At 55.4% G+C, this 21,960-nt stretch carries 19 protein-coding genes; 11 read left to right on the top strand and 8 right to left on the bottom strand.

Going from position 1 to position 21,960, the window contains the following annotated elements:
* Nucleotides 1–29: 29 nt before the first annotated feature.
* Nucleotides 30–1,619 carry a BamA/TamA family outer membrane protein gene (locus tag BUB22_RS09245; RefSeq protein WP_083535481.1) on the top strand — a complete coding sequence of 530 codons (1,590 nt, stop codon included), beginning with the start codon at nucleotides 30–32 and terminating at the stop codon, nucleotides 1,617–1,619.
* Between the two features lie 119 nt (nucleotides 1,620–1,738).
* Here the strand turns inward: BUB22_RS09245 and BUB22_RS09250 are convergent, their stop codons facing one another.
* Entirely contained in the window at nucleotides 1,739–2,713 is a 975-nt protein-coding gene (locus BUB22_RS09250; protein ID WP_073114887.1) for a KamA family radical SAM protein, read from the bottom strand.
* Between the two features lie 41 nt (nucleotides 2,714–2,754).
* Here BUB22_RS09250 and efp point away from each other — a divergent pair, with 41 nt between their 5' ends.
* The 3 genes from efp to BUB22_RS09270 all read left to right on the top strand — a co-directional run bounded on the left by efp (nucleotide 2,755) and on the right by BUB22_RS09270 (nucleotide 6,783).
* Nucleotides 2,755–3,339: an elongation factor P gene (gene efp, locus BUB22_RS09255; protein WP_072808129.1), complete on the top strand. Its 585-nt coding sequence runs from the start codon at nucleotides 2,755–2,757 to the stop codon at nucleotides 3,337–3,339.
* A gap of 519 nt (nucleotides 3,340–3,858) precedes the next feature.
* Entirely contained in the window at nucleotides 3,859–5,091 is a 1,233-nt protein-coding gene (locus BUB22_RS17115; RefSeq protein WP_254794703.1) for a fibrobacter succinogenes major paralogous domain-containing protein, read from the top strand.
* A gap of 111 nt (nucleotides 5,092–5,202) precedes the next feature.
* A complete protein-coding gene (locus BUB22_RS09270) occupies nucleotides 5,203–6,783 on the top strand; it encodes a sialate O-acetylesterase (RefSeq protein WP_073114890.1) in 1,581 nt (526 codons plus the stop codon).
* Nucleotides 6,784–6,802: 19 nt separating this feature from the next.
* Here the strand turns inward: BUB22_RS09270 and BUB22_RS09275 are convergent, their stop codons facing one another.
* Complete coding sequence (locus BUB22_RS09275; RefSeq protein ID WP_073114891.1) at nucleotides 6,803–7,780, bottom strand: hypothetical protein; 978 nt, start codon at nucleotides 7,778–7,780, stop codon at nucleotides 6,803–6,805.
* Between the two features lie 102 nt (nucleotides 7,781–7,882).
* Entirely contained in the window at nucleotides 7,883–8,305 is a 423-nt protein-coding gene (locus BUB22_RS09280; RefSeq protein WP_073114892.1) for a hypothetical protein, read from the bottom strand.
* A 153-nt stretch (nucleotides 8,306–8,458) separates the two neighbouring features.
* Here BUB22_RS09280 and thiL point away from each other — a divergent pair, with 153 nt between their 5' ends.
* From thiL to BUB22_RS09295, 3 genes are all read left to right on the top strand, one after another.
* Nucleotides 8,459–9,442: a thiamine-phosphate kinase gene (thiL, locus tag BUB22_RS09285; protein ID WP_073114893.1), complete on the top strand. Its 984-nt coding sequence runs from the start codon at nucleotides 8,459–8,461 to the stop codon at nucleotides 9,440–9,442.
* On the top strand, nucleotides 9,439–11,373 hold the full coding sequence (locus BUB22_RS09290; protein WP_254794704.1) for a GspE/PulE family protein: 1,935 nt from the start codon (nucleotides 9,439–9,441) through the stop codon (nucleotides 11,371–11,373). Before thiL ends, BUB22_RS09290 begins: the two co-directional genes overlap by 4 nt.
* Before the next feature lie 76 nt (nucleotides 11,374–11,449).
* The gene (locus BUB22_RS09295) at nucleotides 11,450–12,868 is read left to right on the top strand and encodes an MATE family efflux transporter (protein WP_073114894.1); all 1,419 of its coding nucleotides are present in this window, start codon (nucleotides 11,450–11,452) and stop codon (nucleotides 12,866–12,868) included.
* Here the strand turns inward: BUB22_RS09295 and fliB are convergent.
* From fliB to BUB22_RS09320, 5 genes are all read right to left on the bottom strand, one after another.
* Entirely contained in the window at nucleotides 12,865–13,977 is a 1,113-nt protein-coding gene (gene fliB / locus BUB22_RS09300) for a flagellin lysine-N-methylase (RefSeq protein WP_073114895.1), read from the bottom strand. The genes BUB22_RS09295 and fliB overlap by 4 nt on opposite strands.
* A gap of 67 nt (nucleotides 13,978–14,044) precedes the next feature.
* Nucleotides 14,045–14,800, bottom strand: a complete 756-nt coding sequence (locus tag BUB22_RS09305) for a fibrobacter succinogenes major paralogous domain-containing protein (protein ID WP_073114896.1) — start codon at nucleotides 14,798–14,800, stop codon at nucleotides 14,045–14,047.
* 40 nt (nucleotides 14,801–14,840) lie between these two features.
* On the bottom strand, nucleotides 14,841–15,605 hold the full coding sequence (locus BUB22_RS09310) for a prohibitin family protein (protein WP_073114897.1): 765 nt from the start codon (nucleotides 15,603–15,605) through the stop codon (nucleotides 14,841–14,843).
* A 226-nt stretch (nucleotides 15,606–15,831) separates the two neighbouring features.
* The gene (locus BUB22_RS09315) at nucleotides 15,832–17,379 is read right to left on the bottom strand and encodes a DUF2341 domain-containing protein (protein WP_073114898.1); all 1,548 of its coding nucleotides are present in this window, start codon (nucleotides 17,377–17,379) and stop codon (nucleotides 15,832–15,834) included.
* 2 nt (nucleotides 17,380–17,381) lie between these two features.
* Nucleotides 17,382–18,206, bottom strand: coding sequence for a TIGR02147 family protein (locus tag BUB22_RS09320; RefSeq protein ID WP_073114899.1), 825 nt, complete (start codon nucleotides 18,204–18,206; stop codon nucleotides 17,382–17,384).
* A 58-nt stretch (nucleotides 18,207–18,264) separates the two neighbouring features.
* Between BUB22_RS09320 and BUB22_RS09325 the strand changes: the two genes are divergently transcribed.
* From BUB22_RS09325 to asd, 4 genes are read left to right on the top strand one after another with little or no spacing between them, the layout of a single operon-like run.
* A complete protein-coding gene (locus tag BUB22_RS09325) occupies nucleotides 18,265–19,251 on the top strand; it encodes a hypothetical protein (RefSeq protein ID WP_139258910.1) in 987 nt (328 codons plus the stop codon).
* Nucleotides 19,251–20,192 (top strand): asparaginase, encoded by a 942-nt coding sequence (locus tag BUB22_RS09330; RefSeq protein WP_073114901.1) that lies wholly within the window; start codon nucleotides 19,251–19,253, stop codon nucleotides 20,190–20,192. The genes BUB22_RS09325 and BUB22_RS09330 overlap by 1 nt, the downstream gene beginning before the upstream one ends.
* Nucleotides 20,193–20,224: 32 nt before the next feature.
* A complete protein-coding gene (locus tag BUB22_RS09335; RefSeq protein ID WP_073114902.1) occupies nucleotides 20,225–21,070 on the top strand; it encodes a hypothetical protein in 846 nt (281 codons plus the stop codon).
* A gap of 25 nt (nucleotides 21,071–21,095) precedes the next feature.
* Nucleotides 21,096–21,947: an archaetidylserine decarboxylase gene (asd, locus tag BUB22_RS09340; protein ID WP_073114903.1), complete on the top strand. Its 852-nt coding sequence runs from the start codon at nucleotides 21,096–21,098 to the stop codon at nucleotides 21,945–21,947.
* Nucleotides 21,948–21,960 lie beyond the last annotated feature (13 nt).

Genomic DNA, 21,960 nt, shown 5'->3' on the forward strand with positions numbered 1-21,960 from the left:
TTGAAGGAAATTGTAGTTTAGGATATGGTATGAGACAGTTGATGGTATGCATATTGCTCTTGGCGGCCTTCGCATTTGCGAAGGGCGAGGGCGCGTGTACCGTCGACAGCATCGCGTGGAAGGGCGAGCATACCGCATTCGACGAGACGCAGATGAAGGGCGCCCTCGGGCAGCCTTGCGACGCGTGGAAGGCTGCCGCCGCCAAGCTAACGCGCTACTACGAGGACCAGGGATTTATCGCGGCTCGCGTGCGGGGCGAAGTCCGGCACGTAGCTGCGGGTGCGGATTCGGAAGAAGTTTCGGGTTTAGGGACTCCCGCGGGTTCGGGAACGCCCGCGGGTTCAAATGCAGGCGCTGTTTCGGGGCCGGGGACGCCCGCAGGCGAATTGCGCGAAAAACACGTGCTGGAAATTGAAATCCGGCGGGGCGCGGGTTACGTGTGGGCTCCGCCCGAGAATCTCGATTCCAGCGGGACAAAACGCGAGGTGTTCGCGAAACTCTCCGGCATTGAGGCGGGAGAGGCCGTGTCCCTTACGGACCTGGAACGCAGCGAGCGCAGGCTTTCGCGCATCGGGTACTACAACCGCACGGCTCCTACGCGCCTCTTCCGCGACCCCGCAAGAAACAGGATTGTACCCGTGTTCAGTATGCGGAAGGCGAACGTGTCTGAAGCGGAAGGCGTGCTGACCTATTCCAGCGAGGACAACGTGTGGGAAGGCAAGCTGGACGTGAACCTGTACAACATCGCGGGAACTGCGCGCGACCTGCAGTTGGAAGGCTTTACCGGCGAAAATACGCGGCACCTTTCGGGCAGCTACAAGGAGCCCTGGATTCTAGGGACCGCCTGGAACGTTGTTGTGCGCGGGAACTTTGACGAAGAGACGCTTGATGCACCCGCAGACGGCATGAACGGCGGTACAGCCGATGCTGGCGACATTGCCGATGTCGCCGACACGTCCGGTGCCACGCAGGAAATGGTCGAGAGGGTTATCGTGGGCGAGGCAGGAATCACGCGCGATATCGGGTTCGATTTCAGCATCGGCGTGTTCTTCGGTATAAGCGAAGACGACAAGCACACTTCTTTTGAAATGTCTTACGTGTCACTTGACAGGTTTGTATTACCCCGCAGTGGTTGGCGAATGGATGCTTCTGCCACATGGAAGATGGCCCGCCCCGATTCGCTCGACAACTACCTCGCGGCGAAGGCGAACGTGATGGCGTATTACCCGCTGTACGGCAACTTCATTGCGCGCTTTGCCGGCATGGCGGGCGGAATTTTCCCGAGTGGGGCGACGCTCCGGCGCAGCGATTTGTTTGCGCTTGGCGGCCCGGGCGATTTCAAGGGAATGCAGTACCGCATGCTCCGCAGTCGCGCCTACGGGCTTTCGGAATTTGCCCTCCTGTGGCAGGACGGTTATGACCTGAGCATCGAGGCGTTCTACCAGCCGGGACTGTACCGCAGGCTCGCTCCGGGGCACGGCTGGGCGCGCGAGCAGGGCTACGGCATCGGGTTTACGCAGTACCGCAGCAACTGGAGCGTGAACCTGTATTACGCGCTCCGCAACGGCTGCGATTATCTCGACGGTATCATCGGCTTCGGCGTCAAGACGCTGTTCTAGATGGAATTCGTCATGCTCGCGACACATTCCTTCGTCATGCTCGCGAAGGCGAGCATCTTTTAAGCCCGCATTTTGCTCGCGAACTTTTCTCTCGTCATGCTCGCGAAGGCGAGCATCTTTTACACAGGCGTCTTGCTCTTTTCGCCCGCAATTTCTCTCACCAGCTTCGGCACGAGGTAGCCGGGCAGGCGCTTGCGGATTTCTTCAATAAGCGCACGTGCGTTCTCGTCGCTCACTTCAAAATGCGCGACGCCGTTTGCGTGGTCCAGCTGGTGCAGGTAGTAGGGGAGTACCCCCTGCGTGAACAGTTTGCGGCTTAGTTTCTCGAGAGTCTCGGCGCTGTCATTTATTCCCTTCAAAAGCACACTCTGGTTTAAAAGTGTCCAGCCGGAATACTTCAACTGCCCGAAAACCATCTGCGATTCCTCGTCGAGTTCGTCCGGGTGGTCTACGTGTGAGACGAGTACGCACTCGAAGCGCGCGGGCAGTTCGCGTAGCAGTTCGAAGTGTTGCATCGCCACATCGGGCCGCATTACGGGGAGTCGCGTGTGGATGCGCAGTGTGGTGACAGAACCGTGCATGGCTATCGCCTCCACCAGGTCGCGGAATTCACCGGGGCCCAGCATGAGCGGGTCGCCTCCCGAAAGTATGACTTCCCAGATGTCGCTGTGCGTGTCGAGCCAGTCGCCCACCTGCCGTGCCACATCGGGGATGTTCTGGAAGGGGTAGTTCTTGCGGAAACAGAACCGGCAACGCGCACCGCAGGTGGCGGTCGAGACAATCAATGCCCTCCGGTCGTATTTCTGGATGACGCAGTCCGCCTTGCCCGCGGGCAGGTCGCCTACCGGGTCGTCCACGAATCCGGCGACGTTCTCGCGCTCGGCAATATGCGGCAATATTTCGCGCAAAAGCGCCTCGGGCTCAGTGGCCTTCCTGATTAGGTCGGCATAGTGCCTCGAACACAAAAACGGGAACTTGGGGCTATGGTCCAATTCGCCTTGCGGGGTCACATTTGCGATTGTAGCCGCGCATTCCGGGCCCAGATATTCTAAAAAAGCGGAAATTTGCGTGAAAACTTTTGTGGCATCGTCCATTATATTGCTAAATTTAGCATCAAAATCAACAAGAGGATAATATGGGTACTGTAAGCACCAACGAATTCCGCAAGAAACTCAAAATCATGGTTGACGGTCAGCCGTACGAAATCATCGAGAACCAGTTCGTGAAGCCGGGCAAGGGCCAGGCCTTCAATCGCGTTCGCATCAAGAACCTGGTGACTGGCCGTACTCTCGAACGTACCTGGAAGAGCGGCGACACTGTCGAAGAAGCCGACGTGACCTACACCGAAATGACTTACCTCTACAACGATGGTTCCACCTGGTACTTCCTCGACAATACCACGCAGGAAACCATGGAAATCGCGAAGGAAGCCCTCAACGGCTGCGAAGTGTGGCTGCTTGACGGCGCTACCGTCGAAGTCACGTGGTGGAAGGACCCGAAGACGGGTTCTACGCTCCCCATCGAAGTCATCCCGCCGACATTTGTCGACCTGATGATCGTGGAAGCTCCTCCGGCAGTGCAGGGCAACACGAGCGGTAACGTGATGCGTGAAGCCACTCTCGAAACTGGCGCCAAGGTGATGATCCCGCTGTTCATCGAGAACAACACCAAGATCCGCGTGGATACCCGCGACGGTTCTTACCTCGAACGCGCGAAGTAAGACCGCTCGTTCGTCGTTTTGTCATGCCCGCGAAGGCGGGCATCTCCCTTTCGCCTGCGCGAAAATGACGCTTTTGTCACCCCCGACTCGTTCGGGGGTCTTTTTGTATTGCTAGAATGCTTGAAAATGCAAAAGTGGCGGTGAAATGGAAGAAAAATTGCTGTTTTCACCGCCGAAAATTATTTTGTATGTATAAAAATGGAGCGACAGACGCTGATTGATGCCTCTGTTGGCGGTGAAATTGGGTGAAAATAACGAAAAACACCGCCACATGTTGCCTTTGTTGACCAAAAACGAGAGAAATAGTGCTGATAAACTAACAAAACGGCGGTGAAAATGATAAAAAAATCTTGATTTCACCGCCAGAATGAAAAAATTCTATTATTTAACGAACCATAATTTGGAGGAAATATGCTTAGAATGTCATTGCACAAGTGCATGACACGGCGGCTCAGCCATGCCAGTCTTGTAAACAGACTGTCGCGGCATTCGCCTTGTATGTCATTGCGAGGGAACATAGTGACCGTGGCAATCTCTTGCCTGCTTTTTGTTCTTGTCGCCTGCGGTGACGACGACAGCGATTTCGCGACTCGTCCTTCGGACGATTCGTCTTCGAGTGTCATGCCGAAGTCGAACGATAGCGAGACAAGTGGGTCCAGTAGCAGTACTAAATCCAGCAGCAGTTCAGCGAAATCATCTTCTAGCGTCACTCTGCAGTCGAGTTCAAGCAGCTCGCGCCCCACGGAAATCCTTGAACCCGAAATCACCGTGAACGAGACCTGCACCGAAGTGGGAGCCTGTGACGCCATGGTCAAGACCGACATCAGCACGTGGCACTTTGTGCGCAAGGATGGCTTTGACAGGGACATGGAATACATCTATTTTGTGGAAGGCACGCAGCTTATGGTCAAGACGATCGATTACAAGGGGGTCGAAGACATCGACACGCTGAAAGTCTATAGCGACATGACCAATGAAATCAGTCAGGAATACGCCTTCAATGCCGCAAAATTGACTTGCAAGAACGGCGGCGGGAACGACAACAAAATAAAGAGTTGCGTGAAGGATACTGTAAAGACGTTGCCAAAATGCAATACGAACCTTGAAGGGGTAATTGGTATTGATACTACTGGCATAAAAGTGATTTGTCGGGAAAATGAATGGCAGATAGATGTTGAATATGGCTCGCTGATGGATGACCGCGACGGACAGAGCTACAAGATTGTAAAAATCGGTGACCAGTGGTGGATGGCTGAGAATCTTAATTATGCCGATAGCATAGCGACCCCAAGTCTTTCTGGTAAAAGCTGGTGTTTCAATAATGAACCGGATAGTTGTACAAAATATGGTCGCCTTTATACCTGGGCCGCGGCGATAGATTCCGTCGCAGTCTATGATGATGGCGATGGTGTGAATTGCGGTTTTCACGCCGGTAGCTGCACTCTGCCTGAAAAAGTGCGTGGAATTTGTCCATCAGGTTGGCACATGCCTGACACAACCGAATGGAACACTTTATTTGACGAAGTTGGCGGCAAAGGTGATGCTTACGGCTTTTCTGTGCTACCTGCAGGATATAGGCATGATGATGACGGCTTCCTCAACGATGATGACTATGCTACTGAATTCTGGAGTGTAACTGTTTACGGTGACATTTCCGCGTACGTTATGAGAGTATCTCGTGTCCGCGGGATCCTGGATTTCGCTATCATGGTTCACGCCTTCTCCGTCCGTTGTCTCAAGGACGATCCCTAACTTTTTCAAAAAGTTTACGCATTGACAATCTGTCTATAGAATAAGGGCGCTTCGGGCGCCTTTTTTGCATTTTGGAGGGTAAATTTAGAGTGTTGTTTGAAAGGAGTATGTATGGGAATGTTTAAACAACTCTCACGGTTTGCGTCCGTGGCGTGTTTTGCCGCGGGCTTCTTTGCGTTCGGTACCGCGCCTGCAACTGCCGCTCCGGACCCCAATTTCCACATCTACATCGCGTACGGCCAGTCCAACATGGGTGGCACAGCCGATGCCCAGAGCGCCGACAAGGTCGAAAACCCGCGTTTCAAGATTTTCGCCTCGCAAAAGTGCAGTGGCAAGGGCCGCAACACCATCGGCGAGGTCTACCCGGCGGTGCCCTCGCTCTTCAACTGCGGCAACACGATCTCCATTGCCGACTGGTTCGGGCGCACGATGGCCGACAGCATGCCCGACGTGACTATCGGGATTATTCCGGTCGCGGTAGGCGGCGCGAGCATCAAGCTCTTCGACCAGGACCAGTATGCAACGTACCTCTCGACAGCAGAAGACTGGCTGAAGAACTACGCGAAGGAATACGCGAGCGACGGCAACGTCACCAAGACGATTATCGATATTGCGAAGAAGGCGCAGCAGGTGGGCGTCATCAAGGGGTTCATTTTCCACCAGGGCGAAACCGATGGCGGCTATCCGGACTGGCCGAAAATCGTGAAGAAGACTCGCGACGATATCCTCAAGGCGCTCGACATGAGTTCCGACACGGTGCCGTTCGTGGCGGGCGAGCTCCTGCGTTCGGGCTGCTGCTATTCCGACCGCGTGTCGAAACTCCCGAACACGATGGATAATACCTATTACGCTTCTTCCGAAGGCCTTGACGGCAACGGCGTGGACCGCTACCACTTCGGTCACGATGCCTACGTGACATTTGGCAAGCGCTATGCCGAACAGATGCTCAAGGCAATAAACCGCGCTCCGGTGGTTCCCGAACCGCAAAAGCCTTTCAAGGGTAAGCCGTTTGAAATTCCGGGCAAGATCGAGGCCGAAGACTTCGACATCCCGGGTGTCGGCTCGGGCAACGACTCCTACAAGGAAAACGATTCCGAAGACCACGGCGGCACCAATTACCGCGAAGGGACGGGCGTCGACATTTACAAGAAGGCGACGGGCTACATCGTGGGTTACAACCAGGAAGGCGAATGGCTGGAATACAGCGTGAACGTCAAGGAAGCGGGCGAATATTCCTTCTACGCGTCGGTCGCATCCGCAAACGAGACTTCGGGCTTCCAGATGTCGCTTGACGGTGTGAATATCAGCGACATAATCTCTGTCCCGAAAAACGAAGGCGAGGATAACTACGACGACTACAACAAGGTGCGTGCGACGGTGAACCTCCCCGCGGGCGAACACATATTGCGCTTTACGGTAACCGGTTCCTGGATGGACGTGGATTACTTTGTGTTCGGAGAAGACGAAATCGTTTGCGTTGACGGATGCACAGACTTTGTAAGGCCTGCGCTATCGCATGCGACCGGAGCCGAAAACTACCGCGTCTTTGACATGAACGGCAACTATCTGGGAATGGTGCGAGCCTCTGGAATGCAGGAACTCCGGGCCAGCGCGAAAACCCTCGTGAAAACGGGCGGCATGTTCATCGCAAAATCCCGTGCCGGCTCCACGATTGTGCGCGTGACGAAGTAATTAGCGTTCGCGCGCTCCGTTAGAGATCGAGCGATTTCCTGAACACCCGGGCGACTTCGTCCGGGTTGTCGCTTTTTAGCCAGGTGAGCGTCTCGGTGCCGCGGTAGCTCCACGCGAAGATGTTGTCGATACCTGCGGCGCGACTCTCGGAAACGGCGATGGCGAGATCATTTTCGCGACCCGCTTCAATCTGGTACGCCTTCACCCACATCTGCACGGCCTTGCCGTAGCGGGCGGCGACATCCGTGAGTTTCTTGGCTGTTTCCGCATATTTCTCGCGTACCCATTCCTCGGTGGCGCCGCGTTCCCAGTACGGATCGCTGGCCACCTCGTCGACGCTTTCCAGCGAGGCTACACGGCCCCAGTCGTCAAGCCCAGCGGGGAACCACGGCGGGAGCATGCACACGCAGTTGCGCTTGCCGCGCGCGTGCACATCTTCGGTCATTTCTTTCAGAAAATCAATCAGGCTGTCTTCGCGGAATTTCTTCACGTCGTCGGTGAGTTCTGCGGGCATCTCGTACCCGAACTTTGCGCGGAACATCTCGCGACAATGCGAACACCTGCAACTCCAGTTCTGTAGCCCGCCCTTCTCGAAATAGAAGTGCGGCTCATCCCAGAAAATCGTGTCGACCTTCGTCGCGCACACGGTTTCAATCCACTTGTGCATATAGGCGCGGAACTCAGGATGGTTCGGGCAGGCGGCCACCTTGGGCTTGCCGTCGAGCGCCACCTGGCACAAGTCGTGGTTGCGTGCAGTCAGTTCCGAATACGCCTCGCCGCCAAACACGCGGCCCACACCCCACGGGTTTATGTAGACCTTGAGGCCCATTCCGGCGCTCCCGTCCACGATATCTTTCATCGTGCCGTAGTAATACTGCTGGTCTTCCTCGCTCCACGTGTGGAGCACCGCGTTGTAGCCTGCCGCCTTGATGTCGGCCATGTCGGCAAGAACGTGCTTGGGCGCGCGCACACCAAAGTAACTTACACCTTTAATCATGTGTAGAATTTAGTATTTGAAACTTAAAATGTGGAAAGAATAATGATTGATAATTGATGATTGATAATCTCTCATCATCCATTATCAATTATACATTATCAATTATTCGTTCGCCCACTGCGGCGTGGGGGTCCTGCGGAGCACCTGCTCGAGCGTCTCGCGCCATTCGTCCTCGTCAAGCGGCCTGCGTACCCAGTAGAGGCTGCTGTCGTCGCTTTTCTGGATAGGCATGGAGTCCGGTACGATTTCCACAATCCACGATTCGGGAATGCTGCTGTGGAGCGTCTTGCTGAACGCAATATTCACGTCAGTGGGGCGGTCGGCATGGTCGAAGATGATGAGGGACGGGGATTCGCCGACGATGAGCGCCGTTTCGAGGATTCCGGTGGCTTCTTCCACGGAATTGCAGGTGTACATCGTGCAGTCTTCCGCCATGTCGTTCTCGAGCAGCCAGCGGAGTGTCCACTGGCTCATCTTGTCAAGACTGCCGGGGGCGGACGGCGATATGAAGAAGATGTGTCCCATGCCCTAAAAGATAGGTATTTATTGCGGATTGTGGATAGATTTTTGGGGGTATTTTCAAAATTTATTTTTTACCCCACGATTATAGCCAACTTATCCACTGTTTGTCGCCAAGATGTTTTTTGCGCGGTTCCAAGACTTATTTAAATTTGCGGTATGTCTGTTGATTTGGGTGAGTTCAAGTTTATCGATTCCGTGCTAAAAAAGTCGCTCCCGATGGGTGAATTTGCGCCCGAAAGGAGGGGCTGGCTCCCCGTGGGCGATGACTGCGCCATGTTCGACGGCTGGCTCGTGACGAAGGACCTTTCCGTGGAAGGGACGCATTTCCGCATGGACTGGTCAAACCCTGAGCAGGCGGTAGAGAAGCATGTCGTTTCTAACGTGTCGGACATTTCTTCGATGGGTGGCGTGCCCAGGTTTGCCGTTTGCGGGCTCTGCGTGAACAGGGACTGGAGCGATGAGGTACGTACTCGCGTGGGCAAGGCCCTTGCCGAAGGTTTCGCTAGGCGTGGAATAGCGCTGATTGGCGGTGATACGGTTGCGGGTGAATGCGGTATGTTCAGTACAACGTTGTTAGGAACATGTGCGGGTGGAAAGCCTCTGGTGCGCTCGGGCGCCAAACTGGGCGATGGCGTGTATGTTGCAGGCACCCTCGGCAAGTCGGGTGCGGGACTCTGGCTCCTGTTGAACCACCCGGAAGCGCGCGATGAGTTCCCGACGCTGGTAAATTATCATCTCGCTCCCGTAATAGACGAACGCTGCGGGGCGCGCCTTGTGGAACTTGGCGTTTCGGGAGCCTGTATAGACATAAGCGACGGGCTTTCCTCGGAACTGAACCACCTGGCGGGCGCGTCGCATGTGGGTATCGAGATTGACTGCGAAAAGTTGCCGATAGACCCCGAAGTCTTGCGTATGGCAGAGCGCTATGGCCTTGACTCTCTTGATTTTGCGTTAAATGGTGGCGAAGAGTACGAACTCCTGTTCACCGAATCTTTCAAAAATGATATATTTCTTGAAAAAGGGGCCCTCCCGGGCGGAGCCTACAGGATTGGGACTGTCGTAGAAGGTACGGAAGTCCGCATGCGGGGCTTGGACGGGAAGGTTTCGATTGTTAAAGCACAGGCTTGGTCACATTTATGATTAGTAACGTGAAAATGAACCTCGGTGAGTTGTTGCTCCGTCAGCGCGTGCTCGACGAAGACCAGCTGGCTCACGCTACATCCGAACACAAGCGTACCGGCATTCCCCTCGCGCGAATCCTTGTGCGCTTGGGCATGGTGTCGGAAGATACGCTCACGAGCATCCTTGGCGTGCAGATGCAGTCCACGACCAAGATGCGTATCGGCGAGATGCTCCTCGCGCAGGGCTACATCAAGCCCGAACAGCTGGAGAAGGCTCTCGAAACGCAGAAGACTACGGGCAAGCGCCTGGGACGCACGCTCGTGGAACTGGGCTACATGCCCGAAGAGAGGCTTGTCGAGATTCTCTCGAGGCAGTTCGAAGTCCCGTACGTGAAGCTCGAGAACTTCAATATCGACCCGGACGCCTACACGTACCTGCCCGAGGAAATGTGCAAGCAGTACAAGATTGTACCGCTGTTCGTTTCGAAGAACGATGACGACCGCAAGGCAGTCCGCGAGGCCTTGACGCTTGCGATGACCGACCCCACGAACATGCGCGTCATCCAGATTGTGGAGTTCAAGGTCAAGATGGAAGTGGATGTCGTGATGGCATCCGAAGTCGACGTGCAGAAGACTATCGAGCGTGTGTACGCCGGTCATGGCCCGCAAGAAGAATCGCTTGCCGAACTTATCAGCGAAAGCAAGGATGGCGAAGAACTTGAGACCGTGGAACGCGGTCAGGGCGGCAACGACGAACCGGAACTGACCGACGAGGAAGGCCGCGCGGTCGTGAAGATTGTGACGACGCTTATCCACGAAGCGATTGCGCGCCACGCATCCGATATTCACCTGGAACCGCAGGAAACCTTCCTCAAGCTGCGTTACCGCATTGACGGTGACCTGCAGGTGATGGCCCCGATTCCGGCGCGACTGATGCCACAGATTCTTTCGCGTATCAAGCTCCTTTCCAAGATGGACATTGCAGAAAAGCGCCGCCCGCTGGATGGACGCTTTACCGTGCGCTACAAGGGCTCGGAAGTTGACCTTCGTGTGAGCTCGTTCCCGATTTCGCTGCGTAAGCGCGGTGTTTGCGAAAAGATTGTTATGCGTATCTTGGACCCGAACTCGGGTCAGTTCCCGCTGAAGGATATGGGCTTTGACCCGCGCGTGTTCAAGCAGTTTATCGATGCGATTAACGCTCCTAACGGCATTGTGCTCGTAACCGGCCCGACGGGTTCCGGTAAGTCTACTACGCTTTACGCTTCTATTCGCGAGATTCTTGATTCCACGATTAACATTTCTACCATGGAAGACCCGGTGGAATTGAACATCGATGGCGTTAACCAAGGACAAATTAACAACGCCGCGGGCTTTACCTTCGCGGCGGGCATTCGCGCCCTGCTCCGTCAGGACCCGGATGTTATCATGATCGGTGAAATGCGTGACCAGGAGACATCGTCCATGGCTATCGAAGCTGCCTTGACGGGTCACTTGGTCTTCAGTACGCTGCATACAAACGATGCTGCCGGTTCTTTCCCGCGCTTGCTGGAAATGGGCCTGGAGCCGTTCCTTGTTTCTACTGCCATCAAGGGCATCTTGGCCCAGCGCCTTGTGCGCCGCATCTGTAAGTACTGCAAGGAGCCGGTGGAAATTTCCGACTCCCTGCGCGAAGAACTGCACCTGTCTCCGGATATGCAGTTCTATCACGGCAAGGGTTGCGACAAGTGCGATGGTTCGGGCTACAAGGGCCGTTGCGGTATCTACGAGTTCCTCGTGCCGAACGAATCCGTGCGTAACCTGGTTATCAAGCGCGCCTCCGGTGACGAAATCAAGCGTTGCGCCATGAAGGAATGCGACATGATTACGCTGCGTATGGACGGAATCAACAAGGCGCTGCAGGGCCTTACCACGCTCGAACAGGCCGTGGGTGCATCTGCACCGGATGATTAAGCGGTCGCTTTCGCCATACAAAAGATTCAAAGCCATCGCCGTCACGCGATGGCTTTTTCTATATTTGCCGCCCAATATGGTCGATGCAATATTGAACAGGTTCTACAGGCCGTCAAAATTCAAGAAGAACGGCGACGTGAAGGATGTGCTCGTCGTGGCGCTCCCGATGCTTCTGTCGATGTCTTTCGATACCATCATGACGTTTATCGACCGCCTGTTTCTTTCGAAGCTCGGCCCCGCCGAGATGAATGCCGCGCTCGGTGCTGGCGCTGTACAGCTTGCTCTCACGACGTTCTTTACCGGCGCAATCAGTTACACGACCGCGATGGTGGCGCAGCGACTGGGGGCAAGGCGGCATGGGGATTGCGCGAAGGTCTTTATGCAGGCGCTGTATGTTTCGCTTGTGTGCGTGCCGATTTTGTACCTGACGATTCCCTTGGGCCATTTCGTTTTCGGCCTCGAAAATTTGCCTGCCGACCAGCTGGAATACCAGAAGACGTATTTCAACATACTGATGTTCGGTGGTGTCATAAACCTGGTGCGCAATGCGGCACCGTGCTTCTTTAGCGGCATCGGCGAGACCAAGATTGTGATGAAGGCTGCCTTCGTGGGCATGATCGTGAACGTTGCCTGCAACTTTGTGCTGATATACGGCCTGGGCCCAATCCCCGCGCTGGGCGTGGCCGGGGCCGCGTACGGGACGCTCATCGGGAACCTGGTATCGACCGTCATCTTGTTCGTGAAGTTCTTCGGGCGCGATTGTGACGCTCGGTTCGGTTCCCGCAAGTCGTTTGCGTTTAACGGCCCGCTTACCCGCGAACTTTTGCGCAAGGGCATACCGTCGGGTGTCGAGATGTTCCTGAACATGAGTGCGTTCCAGATGCTTATCCTCATGTTCCATGCGCTCGGGCCCGAGGCGGCGACGGCATCTTCGGTGATGTTCAACTGGGACATGGTGGCGTACGTGCCCCTGATGGGATTGGAAATTGCGTCTACTAGCCTGGTGGGGCGCTATGTGGGGGCAAGGGATGGCGCTGCCGCAAGCCGCTCCACTTATTCGGGGCTCAAGCTCGGGTGGGGTTACTCGCTCATTATGGGAATCTTCTTTATCTTTTTGCCGGGTGTGTTGACGGATATCTTCAAGCCCGATGCTGCGGAAGCGGCTGCCGGCGCAGTTGCGATTTTCGATGCGGCGCGGCCCATGAGCATATTCATGCTGCGGATTGCGACTGTCTACATATTCGTGGAAGTGCTGCTTGTGGTGTATGCGGGTGCGTTGCGCGGCGCGGGCGATACGGTGTGGGTGATGTTCACTTGCGCCATAATGAACTGGTGTGTTGCGGGTGCGCTCTACGTTGCCGCATACGTGTTCCACCTGCCGGCGCATTACGCATGGATTGCCGTCGTTGCCGTGTACGGGACGGCCCCGATAATTTTCTGGATGCGGTGGAAAAGCGGCAAGTGGCGCAGGCATGTGCTGGAAAAGGGCAACTAGCCATCCAGTTCTTTTTCGATGAGTTCCATGTTCTCCTCGGAGTATTCCAGCTGCCGGGAGAGAATCTTGATGGCGTTGATTTTTACGCGCTGTGCGGTCTGCCCCTCGGGCGCGGCGCTGTTTAATTCTGCGATGCCGTTTATTTCTGATGCTTTGTTTGTTTCGGATGCCGGGATGCCCGCAAGTTCGCGGGTAAAGAACCGAACTGCGTTCCAGAAGAACAGGGCGAAGTTGCGCTTGCCATCTTCGCGCCCCTCAAAGAGGCATTTGGCGTAGTGACGGTACACGAGGTAGGCGAGGAGGCGTGCACTTTCTGTTTCCGAGAAGTAGCCATCGTCCTGGAGCCCTGCGGCATTTTCAACACCCGCAATATTTTTAACACCCGTAATATTTTTAACACCCGCGGCTGTCTTAGACTGTGCTGCATCTTGAATTGCGCCCGCGGCATCTACGCGCGCCTTGATGCGGGCGAGCGCTTCGTCCCACGCGGGGCCAAAACTTTCCGTCTTGGCGAGCAACTCATATAGCCCGCGGGCATCGTTCAGCGGGGCGAATGGCTTGTCGCCTGTGTACCCGAAGGCGTCGTATAGCCGGTTGCCAAAAGGCTTGTCGAAATCGGCAAGCGTATTGAAAATGTATTCCCGCTCGTAAAGCACCTCGTTGCATATCTCGCGGTCATCTTCGCTCAGTTCGTCTTCGGGCTCGTCGCATTCCTCGTTCACGAATGCAAGCGGGCCGTTACCCGCAAGCAGCAGGCGCGTTGCCTCTTCGCAGCAGAGGCCGAGCCCCCGCTCCATAATGTCGCCGTAGACCTCCACGAATCGCGGGTGCTCGCGACAGATGTCGCACAACGCGCCCTCTCCCAGGTTCGTGTAGATTTCACAAAGGTTCACGCCGGTAAGGAACGGGCAGCGGTCGTGGGGGAGCAGCTTGAAATGCCCGTCCTCGATGTTCGCGCGCAACTTCTCGCCAAACGTCCCTGCTACTTTGTTGTAAACTTCCTGCGAGTTCCTGTCCACATCGATTTCCCAGCTGACGCAGCATGTGTCGGTACACTGCGAGGCGATGCACTTGAAAGTGTCGTAGAAATCAGGCTTCCGCAGAATCATCTTGAGAGTTCCTGGCGAAGAGGGTAAAAAAATAGCGGGGCTCGGGGCCTCGCTATGGATTGTTGCGTTAGGCGTTCTTTACGCACCGGATAGAAACGGCATCGGACCGGTATACTCCCTCGATGTCGATGGAGTTGTCCGTGATGCTCAGGCGGAATGCGTTCGCCTTGCCGTATTCGTCCTTGCTCCAGAAGCGTGCGCGCCTGCCAAAGTGGTGGAACGTGCCGTTGTTGAAACGGTAACCGGCGGGCAGGGCGAAGAACCCGAAGGTATCCTTGCCCGGTTTTTGCCAAGAGCATGCGCTGCGGAACTCGCTGCCGTCCGATTTGGGGTCGATATTGGCAAGGAGTTGTTCCCATTCCTGGTTGCTCGGGATGTGCCAACCTTCCGGTGCGATTCCCTGGAAGTCCTTGTCCTTGATTTTGCTGTGCAGCTCGCTGTCGTTGCCCGTAGATTCTTCGGCGTATTTCGCCGGAATATCGAGCGCGGTTGTCCATGTGTAGAGGCGGCCGAACTGCTTCACGTTGGATTCCTCGTCGTTCGGGGCGAATGTTCCCTCGGTCTTGAAACGCAGGTTCTCTGCCATCCAGGTCTGGCCGCCAATCTTTACGGTGCGGTAGGTTTCGCCATCGCGGGCATCGGTGAAGGAGCCGTACTTGAACGCCATCGTGTTTTTTTCGACGCACTTTTCGTACGGAATCTTGTTCTGGGCCTCGGGGGCCTCCTGTTTTGCGGCCCTGCTGACCCTGACGCCTAGACGGTAAGCCGAGATAGCGACAATGACTATGGCGAGGACTACGAAAACGACAAACGATGTATTCATATGGACTCCTGGTGCAGGTTGTATGTAAATATAACCTTTTTTATTGCATGTTAATCATCGGGATGACTTTATCGTTCCCGTTTACCTGCGGGAGCTTGCCGTCCCATTTCTCAATCCACTTGAGCATCAGGTATTCCTTGCCGTTCTGCTTCTTGAGGGCTTCCATCTGGAGCGCAATGACGGCGGAGTCCGCCTTGGCCTTTGCGACGCGCTGCTCGTTCTGGTAGTCCATCTTGATCTTGATGTTCTTTTCCTTGAGGGCTTCCTGCTCCTGTACCTGCTTGGCCTCGATGGCCTCGTTGAAGGCGCGGCTGAACTGGAATTCGGTGATGGTGAAGCCGTCAATCACGATATGTGCGCCTGCAGAATCGAGTTTTGCTTTGAGCGCCGATTCCATGCGGCTGCGGATTTCTTCGCGCTTCTGGAGCATTTCTTCGGGAACGTATTGCGGCGTGATGCCCGTGATGGTTTCCTTGATTTTGGGCTGGAGCACGGTAGATACGTAGCGTGTGCCGTACTTGGAGTAAATCTTGTCGACGTTCAGCGGGTCAACGTGGTAGTTCACGTTCGTGCCTACGTAGACGGTTTGCAGGTCCTTCGAGCCGGATTCAATCTTGACGGTTTCAAGCTGCGTGCTGACCGGGATGCGGATGACTTCCTTGGTAATAACGTTGTAGAAGTTGAGGCCGGGTTCGAACGTCTCGCTGTACTTGCCGAACTGGAGAACGACGCCGCGTTCCGTTTCGTCAATCTGTGCGCAGCCGAGAAGCGCGAGGGTGGCGGCCATGATGATGAATTTTTTCATGTCGGAGTCCTTTCTGGGTGTAACTCTTTTGAATTTCTCTGCATAATATAATTCTTTGTGCAAAAATGTGGGTGGATTTTTTTGAAATCGGGGCGAATGGGAACTTGAAATCGGCGGATTGCCACAAATGCACGCTGGAATCGCGCTGGATACGCACTATATGCTCGCAAAGATGCGGTTTTTGTCTGTATTTTGTTAGCTTGTTTGTAGTAAAAAGCCGCGAATCTTACTTGAATTCGTCGACGTTTATCCCGTAGGCGCGCACGTTGTCAATCCAGATTTCCGAGCCATTGTAGGCGAAAATCGTGAAGTTCGTTATCTTGTCGCGGGCCGCATCCCATCCGTGGTAATCGCGCTGGACATAGTCGAAATCTTCAGGCTTGAGCGTTATGCGTTCCCAATTGCTGCTCAACTTGCCCTTGTGCGATGCCTTGTAGTTCAGGCTGTCGATAAGGTTCTCGAGAATAATCTCGTAGTCGCCATCCCCACGGAGCCATACGACCAGCGAATCCATGCGGCCCCAGTCGTGCGTGTGTTGTGCAACGCGGGTCCCGAACACGATGTAGTCTGGATAGTCGGCAGTGTACTCGATATGTGCTACCGTTCCCGGACGCCCCTTGGTATCGGCCTGCAAGAAACTTGCGGGCGTGAGGGTCTTGACCGTTACCGAGTCAGAAAGCGTGTCGACCGTATGCAACTGCACGTACCAGTCGTACTTCTTGAGCGGGGAGGGCAGGTCGTTTACGATAGCCTTGCTGTCGAAGTTGAAAAATTCCACGGAATTGAGGGCGTACTTGAGCGAGTCGCTAACGGATTTCCAGACATCCACCTGTTCCTGAGGCTTGGCATACGGGTCGCCCCATTCCAGAGTCCATGTGGCAGATGTATCCTTCTGGCTTTCGAGCCGCACGAAAATAGCCGCGCTCTGGCGAGTGGAATCCCAGAAGTCAACCTGCATCGGCACTTCGTTGCCGTCCTTGTCTAGCAGGTGCACGTCGCTCCCGTCGCCCTTCGCGCTTGCAAAGTCGAAATTCGCGGAATCGAGCCTGAGGGTCATCACGGAGGGGATGCTCACCGGCTTCATCCAGCTGGAAATGATTCCGCTTGCCTTCACGGACATGGACTGCTTGTTGATTGTTTCGCCCGGGGCGAGGATATGCCCCAGGTCGAGGGTGTCCTTCGCCGGAACCTCGACGGAGGTTTCCGCAATCGTGTCTTGCGTCTGCACGTTCCAGGAGACAATCGAGAGCTTGCCCGTGGGGAGGCCTTCGATGAGGAAGTTCCCGAGCGTGTCGGTCTTGACGACCCTGCCGACACCCGGCACATGCACCCAGGCGTGCGGAGCATTTTCAGGAACGGAAACGGCTCCCATTACGGCGCCCCTTGCGGTAAGTTTCGCGCTCTTGACGGCGAATTCCTTGTTTTCCTTGCTCAGCGTGTACTGGAACGCAATGGCGGAATCGCCTTTTTCAATCTCTATGGTGAACGAGCCTTCGAGGTGGTCCTTGATAAGGATGCCCCCGGCGGAGTCGGTTTCGCCCATGTAGGTATAGGCGCTGTCGGGGACGGGGGTCCCGGCCGTATCGGCGACAAAACTGTTGGGAAGGACCCTGTATGCAGCCCTGGCGGCATCGTTCAGGCGAATAGTAACCGTACCGTCACCGCGTGCGATGGCGTTTTCCGTTTCGGTGGTGCTGCCGGCGGTACCGGAATTGGTGCACGCACAGAACAGCGCGAACGGAGCAAGTACAAGTGTTTTATACAAGGCGTTCATGGTTACTGTTTCTTCTTGTTGAATGCGACCGGGAATAATGCAAGGTTCATCTGCAGGACGCGTGTCGGCTTACCGCACTTGTCTACCCGTACCTGCACTTCCTTCCGGAATTCCTGGATCATATTCTTGATATCTTCAAATCCCTTTTGGTCAACTGCCATTGTAAGTGTAGAAATATCTCTGTCCGCAGGGGGTATCGCGTTCAAGGAACGGGCACCGATTTGCATCACATTTGCCTGGAATTTCCGGATGGCCTGGGCGCGTTCCTCGCCCGAAATGTTGATATGGGCGTCGGCAAGCTTCACGAGCCCGTTTCCGAGCGGCTGGATGAAACCCAGTTCGTTTAGGAGGTCTATGCTTTCCTGTACGCTCTCGACACCGATGTTGGGCTCGAGAGTCTCGGCAATTTCCTGTGCGTTGATTCTGCCCTGGTTTACTTCGATAAGGGCGCGAATGACGGGGGTCCACCAGTCACTCAGGTACTTCTGTTCCTTCTCTTGCAGGTAGTGCTTCTTCACGTCGCGCAGCAGGCTTGCCTTCGCAAGGATTTCTTCGCGGGTCTTTTCGGACTTGGTGCGGGTGGCGGCGAGCAGCAGGTCAAAGTACTGCGCGGCGCGGCCCGTGAGGCCGAGGAGTTTCTTGATGGCGGGGACGCAACGGACGGGCAGGTTCCGCTTCTTTTCCACGACGCAGAACACATGGCTTGCGTTCAAGCCAATGGCAAGCCCGAGCACGCTATAGGAGTACTTGCTGTTACTCTTCTTCTTTTCGAGGTAGAAGTCCCGAATGGCGTCGCGGTAGTCTGTATAATCGTATATAGTTGGCATTGTTCTTGCCCCGTATTTGTAAAAAAATATATAATTTGATATGGGCGGATTCCCGGTTATGAAGAATTATATCGTTACCTTTTTGTCAATAGTCTTCTTCTATGTCGCTTGGCAGTTCTATGAGAAGTATAGGGCCGAGCAGGAGGAGTTTGAAGTTCGGGAGCATATTGTCCGCAATGCCACGGAATGCCTGGAATCGGGGAATTGGGAATGTGCGGAGAAGAGCGTCCGGGCCCTTTTGTGTGATGCTCCTCACGATTCGAACCTGCAACTTCACCTGGCGGGCATCCTGTACGAGCAGGAAAGGTACGAGGAGTGTATTCGCTATATCGATAGTGTCGGGGTAAAAACTCCCGATTTTGAGTTCCTGAGAAAAAAGTCAGAGCAGCTCATACGCGAGATGGAGGAACTCGGAATAGAGCGCTCGATGCATTTTCGCGTAGAATTCGAGGGGCACCCTTCGAAAAGCGACGTGATGGAAGCGCTTGCGGTTCTCGAGGTGGCCTATGATTCCCTCTGCCGCCTGTTTGATTTTAGGCCCAAGAACAAGATGAGCCTTGTGCTTTACAGGTCGAGCGAGTATCAGGGAATGGGCCCGCGACCCGAGTGGGTGGGGGCGATATTCGACGGGAAACTCCGCATTCCCGTGGGAATGATGCAGTACCGCGAGCTCTACAGGCCGGTACTTTTCCACGAACTCACGCACGCCTTTATTCGGGCGATGACGCGCAGTCACGTGCCTTTCTGGGTGAACGAGGGCATTGCGCAGGTAGTCGATGCCTCGCGAACCGCGCTCCCGAGGCCGGAAGGGGCGGTGCCGACACTTGATGCGCTGACGGCGCCCTTTGTGAAGGAAAGCCGGAGCGACAATGCGGAACGGTTGTACTGGTATTCGCAGCGCATGGTGGAACGCCTGCTTGCGCGCAATGCGAGTTTCGTGTATTTCAGGGATTTTATCCAGAGCATGCACAAGATGGGCGACGAAGAGGCTCTCCAGAAGTTTTACGGGGTGACGGCCGCGCAGTTGCTCGACGAGGTAAGGTGATGGCGAAAAAACGTATTGTGGTACTTGCCACGGGCGGCACGATTGCCGGCGTGGGCGAGGCGGGCAAGGATTCGGGCTACGTGTCGGGCCAGATTTCGGGCGAGGCGCTTGTTGCCTCGGTTCCGGAACTTGCGGAATATGCCGACGTGGTTGCCGAGCAGGTCTGTAACGTGAATTCCGACGATATTACAGACAAAATATGGATTGCGCTTTCCCGGCGCATTGCGGAACTGCAGGAAGATGACACCGTAGACGGGATTGTCGTTACCCACGGGACAGACACGATGGACGAGACCGCGTACTTCGTGAGCCTTACTGTGAGGTGCGAGAAGGCGGTAATCTTTACGGGCTCGATGAAGCCCGCGACGGCGAAGAACCCGGACGGACCCTCGAACCTGCTCGGGGCGGTGCGCGTGGCGGTGGGTTTTGCCGTCGATGACGACAAGCCCGCGAACAAGGTGTGGGTCTATTTTGCAGGGGAACTCTTCGATGCGCATGGCGTGCAGAAGTGCAGCGCGAGCGCGCTGAACGCCATGGGGGTGGATGCTCCGGGAGTTGGCGCAGTCCTGAACGCCCCTGCCGAAAGGAACTTCTTCGATATCTCTCGCCAGGAATGCCTCCCGCAGGTGAATATTGTGTACTTTAACGTAGATGCGAACCCGAAGGTGCTCAAGTATGCCGCATGCGTTTCCGACGGGCTCGTGATTGCGGGTGCTGGCTCGGGCGAGTTCAGCCTCTCCTGGGCAGAAGCCCTCAGGGAGATTGATATTCCTGTCGTGATTGCGAGCCGCACGCATCATGGGGTAGTGACGCTCAACGAACGTCTTGCTCCCGGATGCATCTGTGCAGGGACGCTCCCGCCGCAGAAGGCGGCGGTGCTTCTGCGGCTGGCCCTCACGGTGACGCACAAGAATGCGGTCATCCAGAAGTTCTTTGTTTGAATGTGTCGAGATATTTTTTTAGATTGCATTGCGTGAACGTTTTCTTGAAAATTTCCTTCCTGTTCCTTGCCGCATGGCTTGTTTCCTGTGCCGGCCTGCGCGATGATGCCCGCGGGGGCTCTGCGGGCGGGGATTCCGGCATGCGCGACGCTCCGTGCGAGGAATGCGGGGCCCGCGGCGAAATTGAACTCAAGATAAGCGATGAGAAATCTTACCGGGAGTGGAACCGCGAGGCGTATTCCCGCCTGGATTCCTCTGCGGTGGTGGGCGTGCTCCCGACGCTCAGGGTGAAGGCGATGCAACCCGAAAAGTGCCGCATGTGCCATAGCTTCAGCGCAGATGCTCTCGACTTTGACTTGGCCCGCGTGGAAGATTCCCTGTTCATGGCGGCCTTCCCGAAGATGCGCCGCGAACTATTGTTACCGGGAATGCGGCTCCCCGACAAGGATTCCCTCTATATAGATACCCTTTCGGTGAAACTCCTGAAGAGCGAGTTTGTGGAGGGCAAGGCGCTCTCGAATATGGAACCCTGGATATCGCGTGACGGCGTGGAACAGACGCTGACCCGCGAACTGCCTGCCGCGTTCAAGAACTTGCTGAACGATATTGCGGCACGTTACGAACTGCGTTACATCACCATGCCGGTAACGCTCGAGGTAGAAATGATCCCCAGTTTGGGCTCGAGCGGTGGCTACACCTGGAAAACCCTCTGGTGCATGTGGGATGCCCGTTACGGGGAACTGGTGTTTTTAGTTTATTCACAATTTACGGCCGAGACGACGAGTAGCGTGGCTCCCGAGAAGGAATGGGCGGCTCCGTTTGCCGAGCGCCTTGGAAAAATGTTCACTACCGACGTGAATGCGCTGGAAAATCATTAATCTCTAATTACTATCTTTCCAAATTATGAATACGCCCTTCTACGTCTTTATGAAACTCTTGCCGAAGAATGCCGCAAGTCGCGCCTTCGGTATTGTCACGCGCCTCCGTATTCCCTTTGTGTCGAAGGCCCTGCGCAACGTGTTTGCCAACTACTACAAGCTGAACATGGAAGAGTCGGAGTACCCGCTTAGCCATTACCGCAACATCGGTGAACTTTTTATCCGCAAACTTAAGCCCGGTGCGCGCCCGATTGCCGATAGCGAGATTGTCTCTCCGGTCGATGGCGTGCTTTCGCAGACAGGCGTGTTCGACGAGAACCAGAAACTCATCCAGGCGAAGGGCAAGTACTACACGCTCAAGGACCTGCTCCGTGACGATGCGATGGCAAAGCGTTTCGAGGGCGGCGCCTTCGCGACAATCTACCTTGCTCCGTTCAACTACCACCGCATCCATAGCCCCGTGAAGGGCGAACTTGTGGATGCCGCCTACTGCCCGGGTACGCTCTGGCCGGTGAACGTGGGGAGTGTCGAACGCGTGGAAGGGCTTTTCTGCATTAACGAACGCCTCACGAGCCGTATCCGTCTGGAAGACGGTTCCGAGATTCTCGTGGTAAAGGTGGGGGCCACGAACGTGGGCCGCATCGGTGTCGTTTATAGCGAGGAACTGCTCACGAATGCGGGCAAGTTGCCGAAGGACTGCAAGCGCTTTGACTGGGTCCCGAGCACGAAGGTTACCTTCGAGAAGGGCGGTGAACTAGGCCGCTTCGAGATGGGCAGCACCGTGATTCTCGTTGTGGACAAGAAGATTCATGAACGCCACCCCGACTTGTTTGTTTCGCGACTTGGCCAGCCGGTCAAGGTGGGTGAGGCGCTGTAGTTTTATCGCGGTT

It is taken from the genome of Fibrobacter sp. UWCM, assembly GCF_900129735.1.
GTDB lineage: Bacteria > Fibrobacterota > Fibrobacteria > Fibrobacterales > Fibrobacteraceae > Fibrobacter.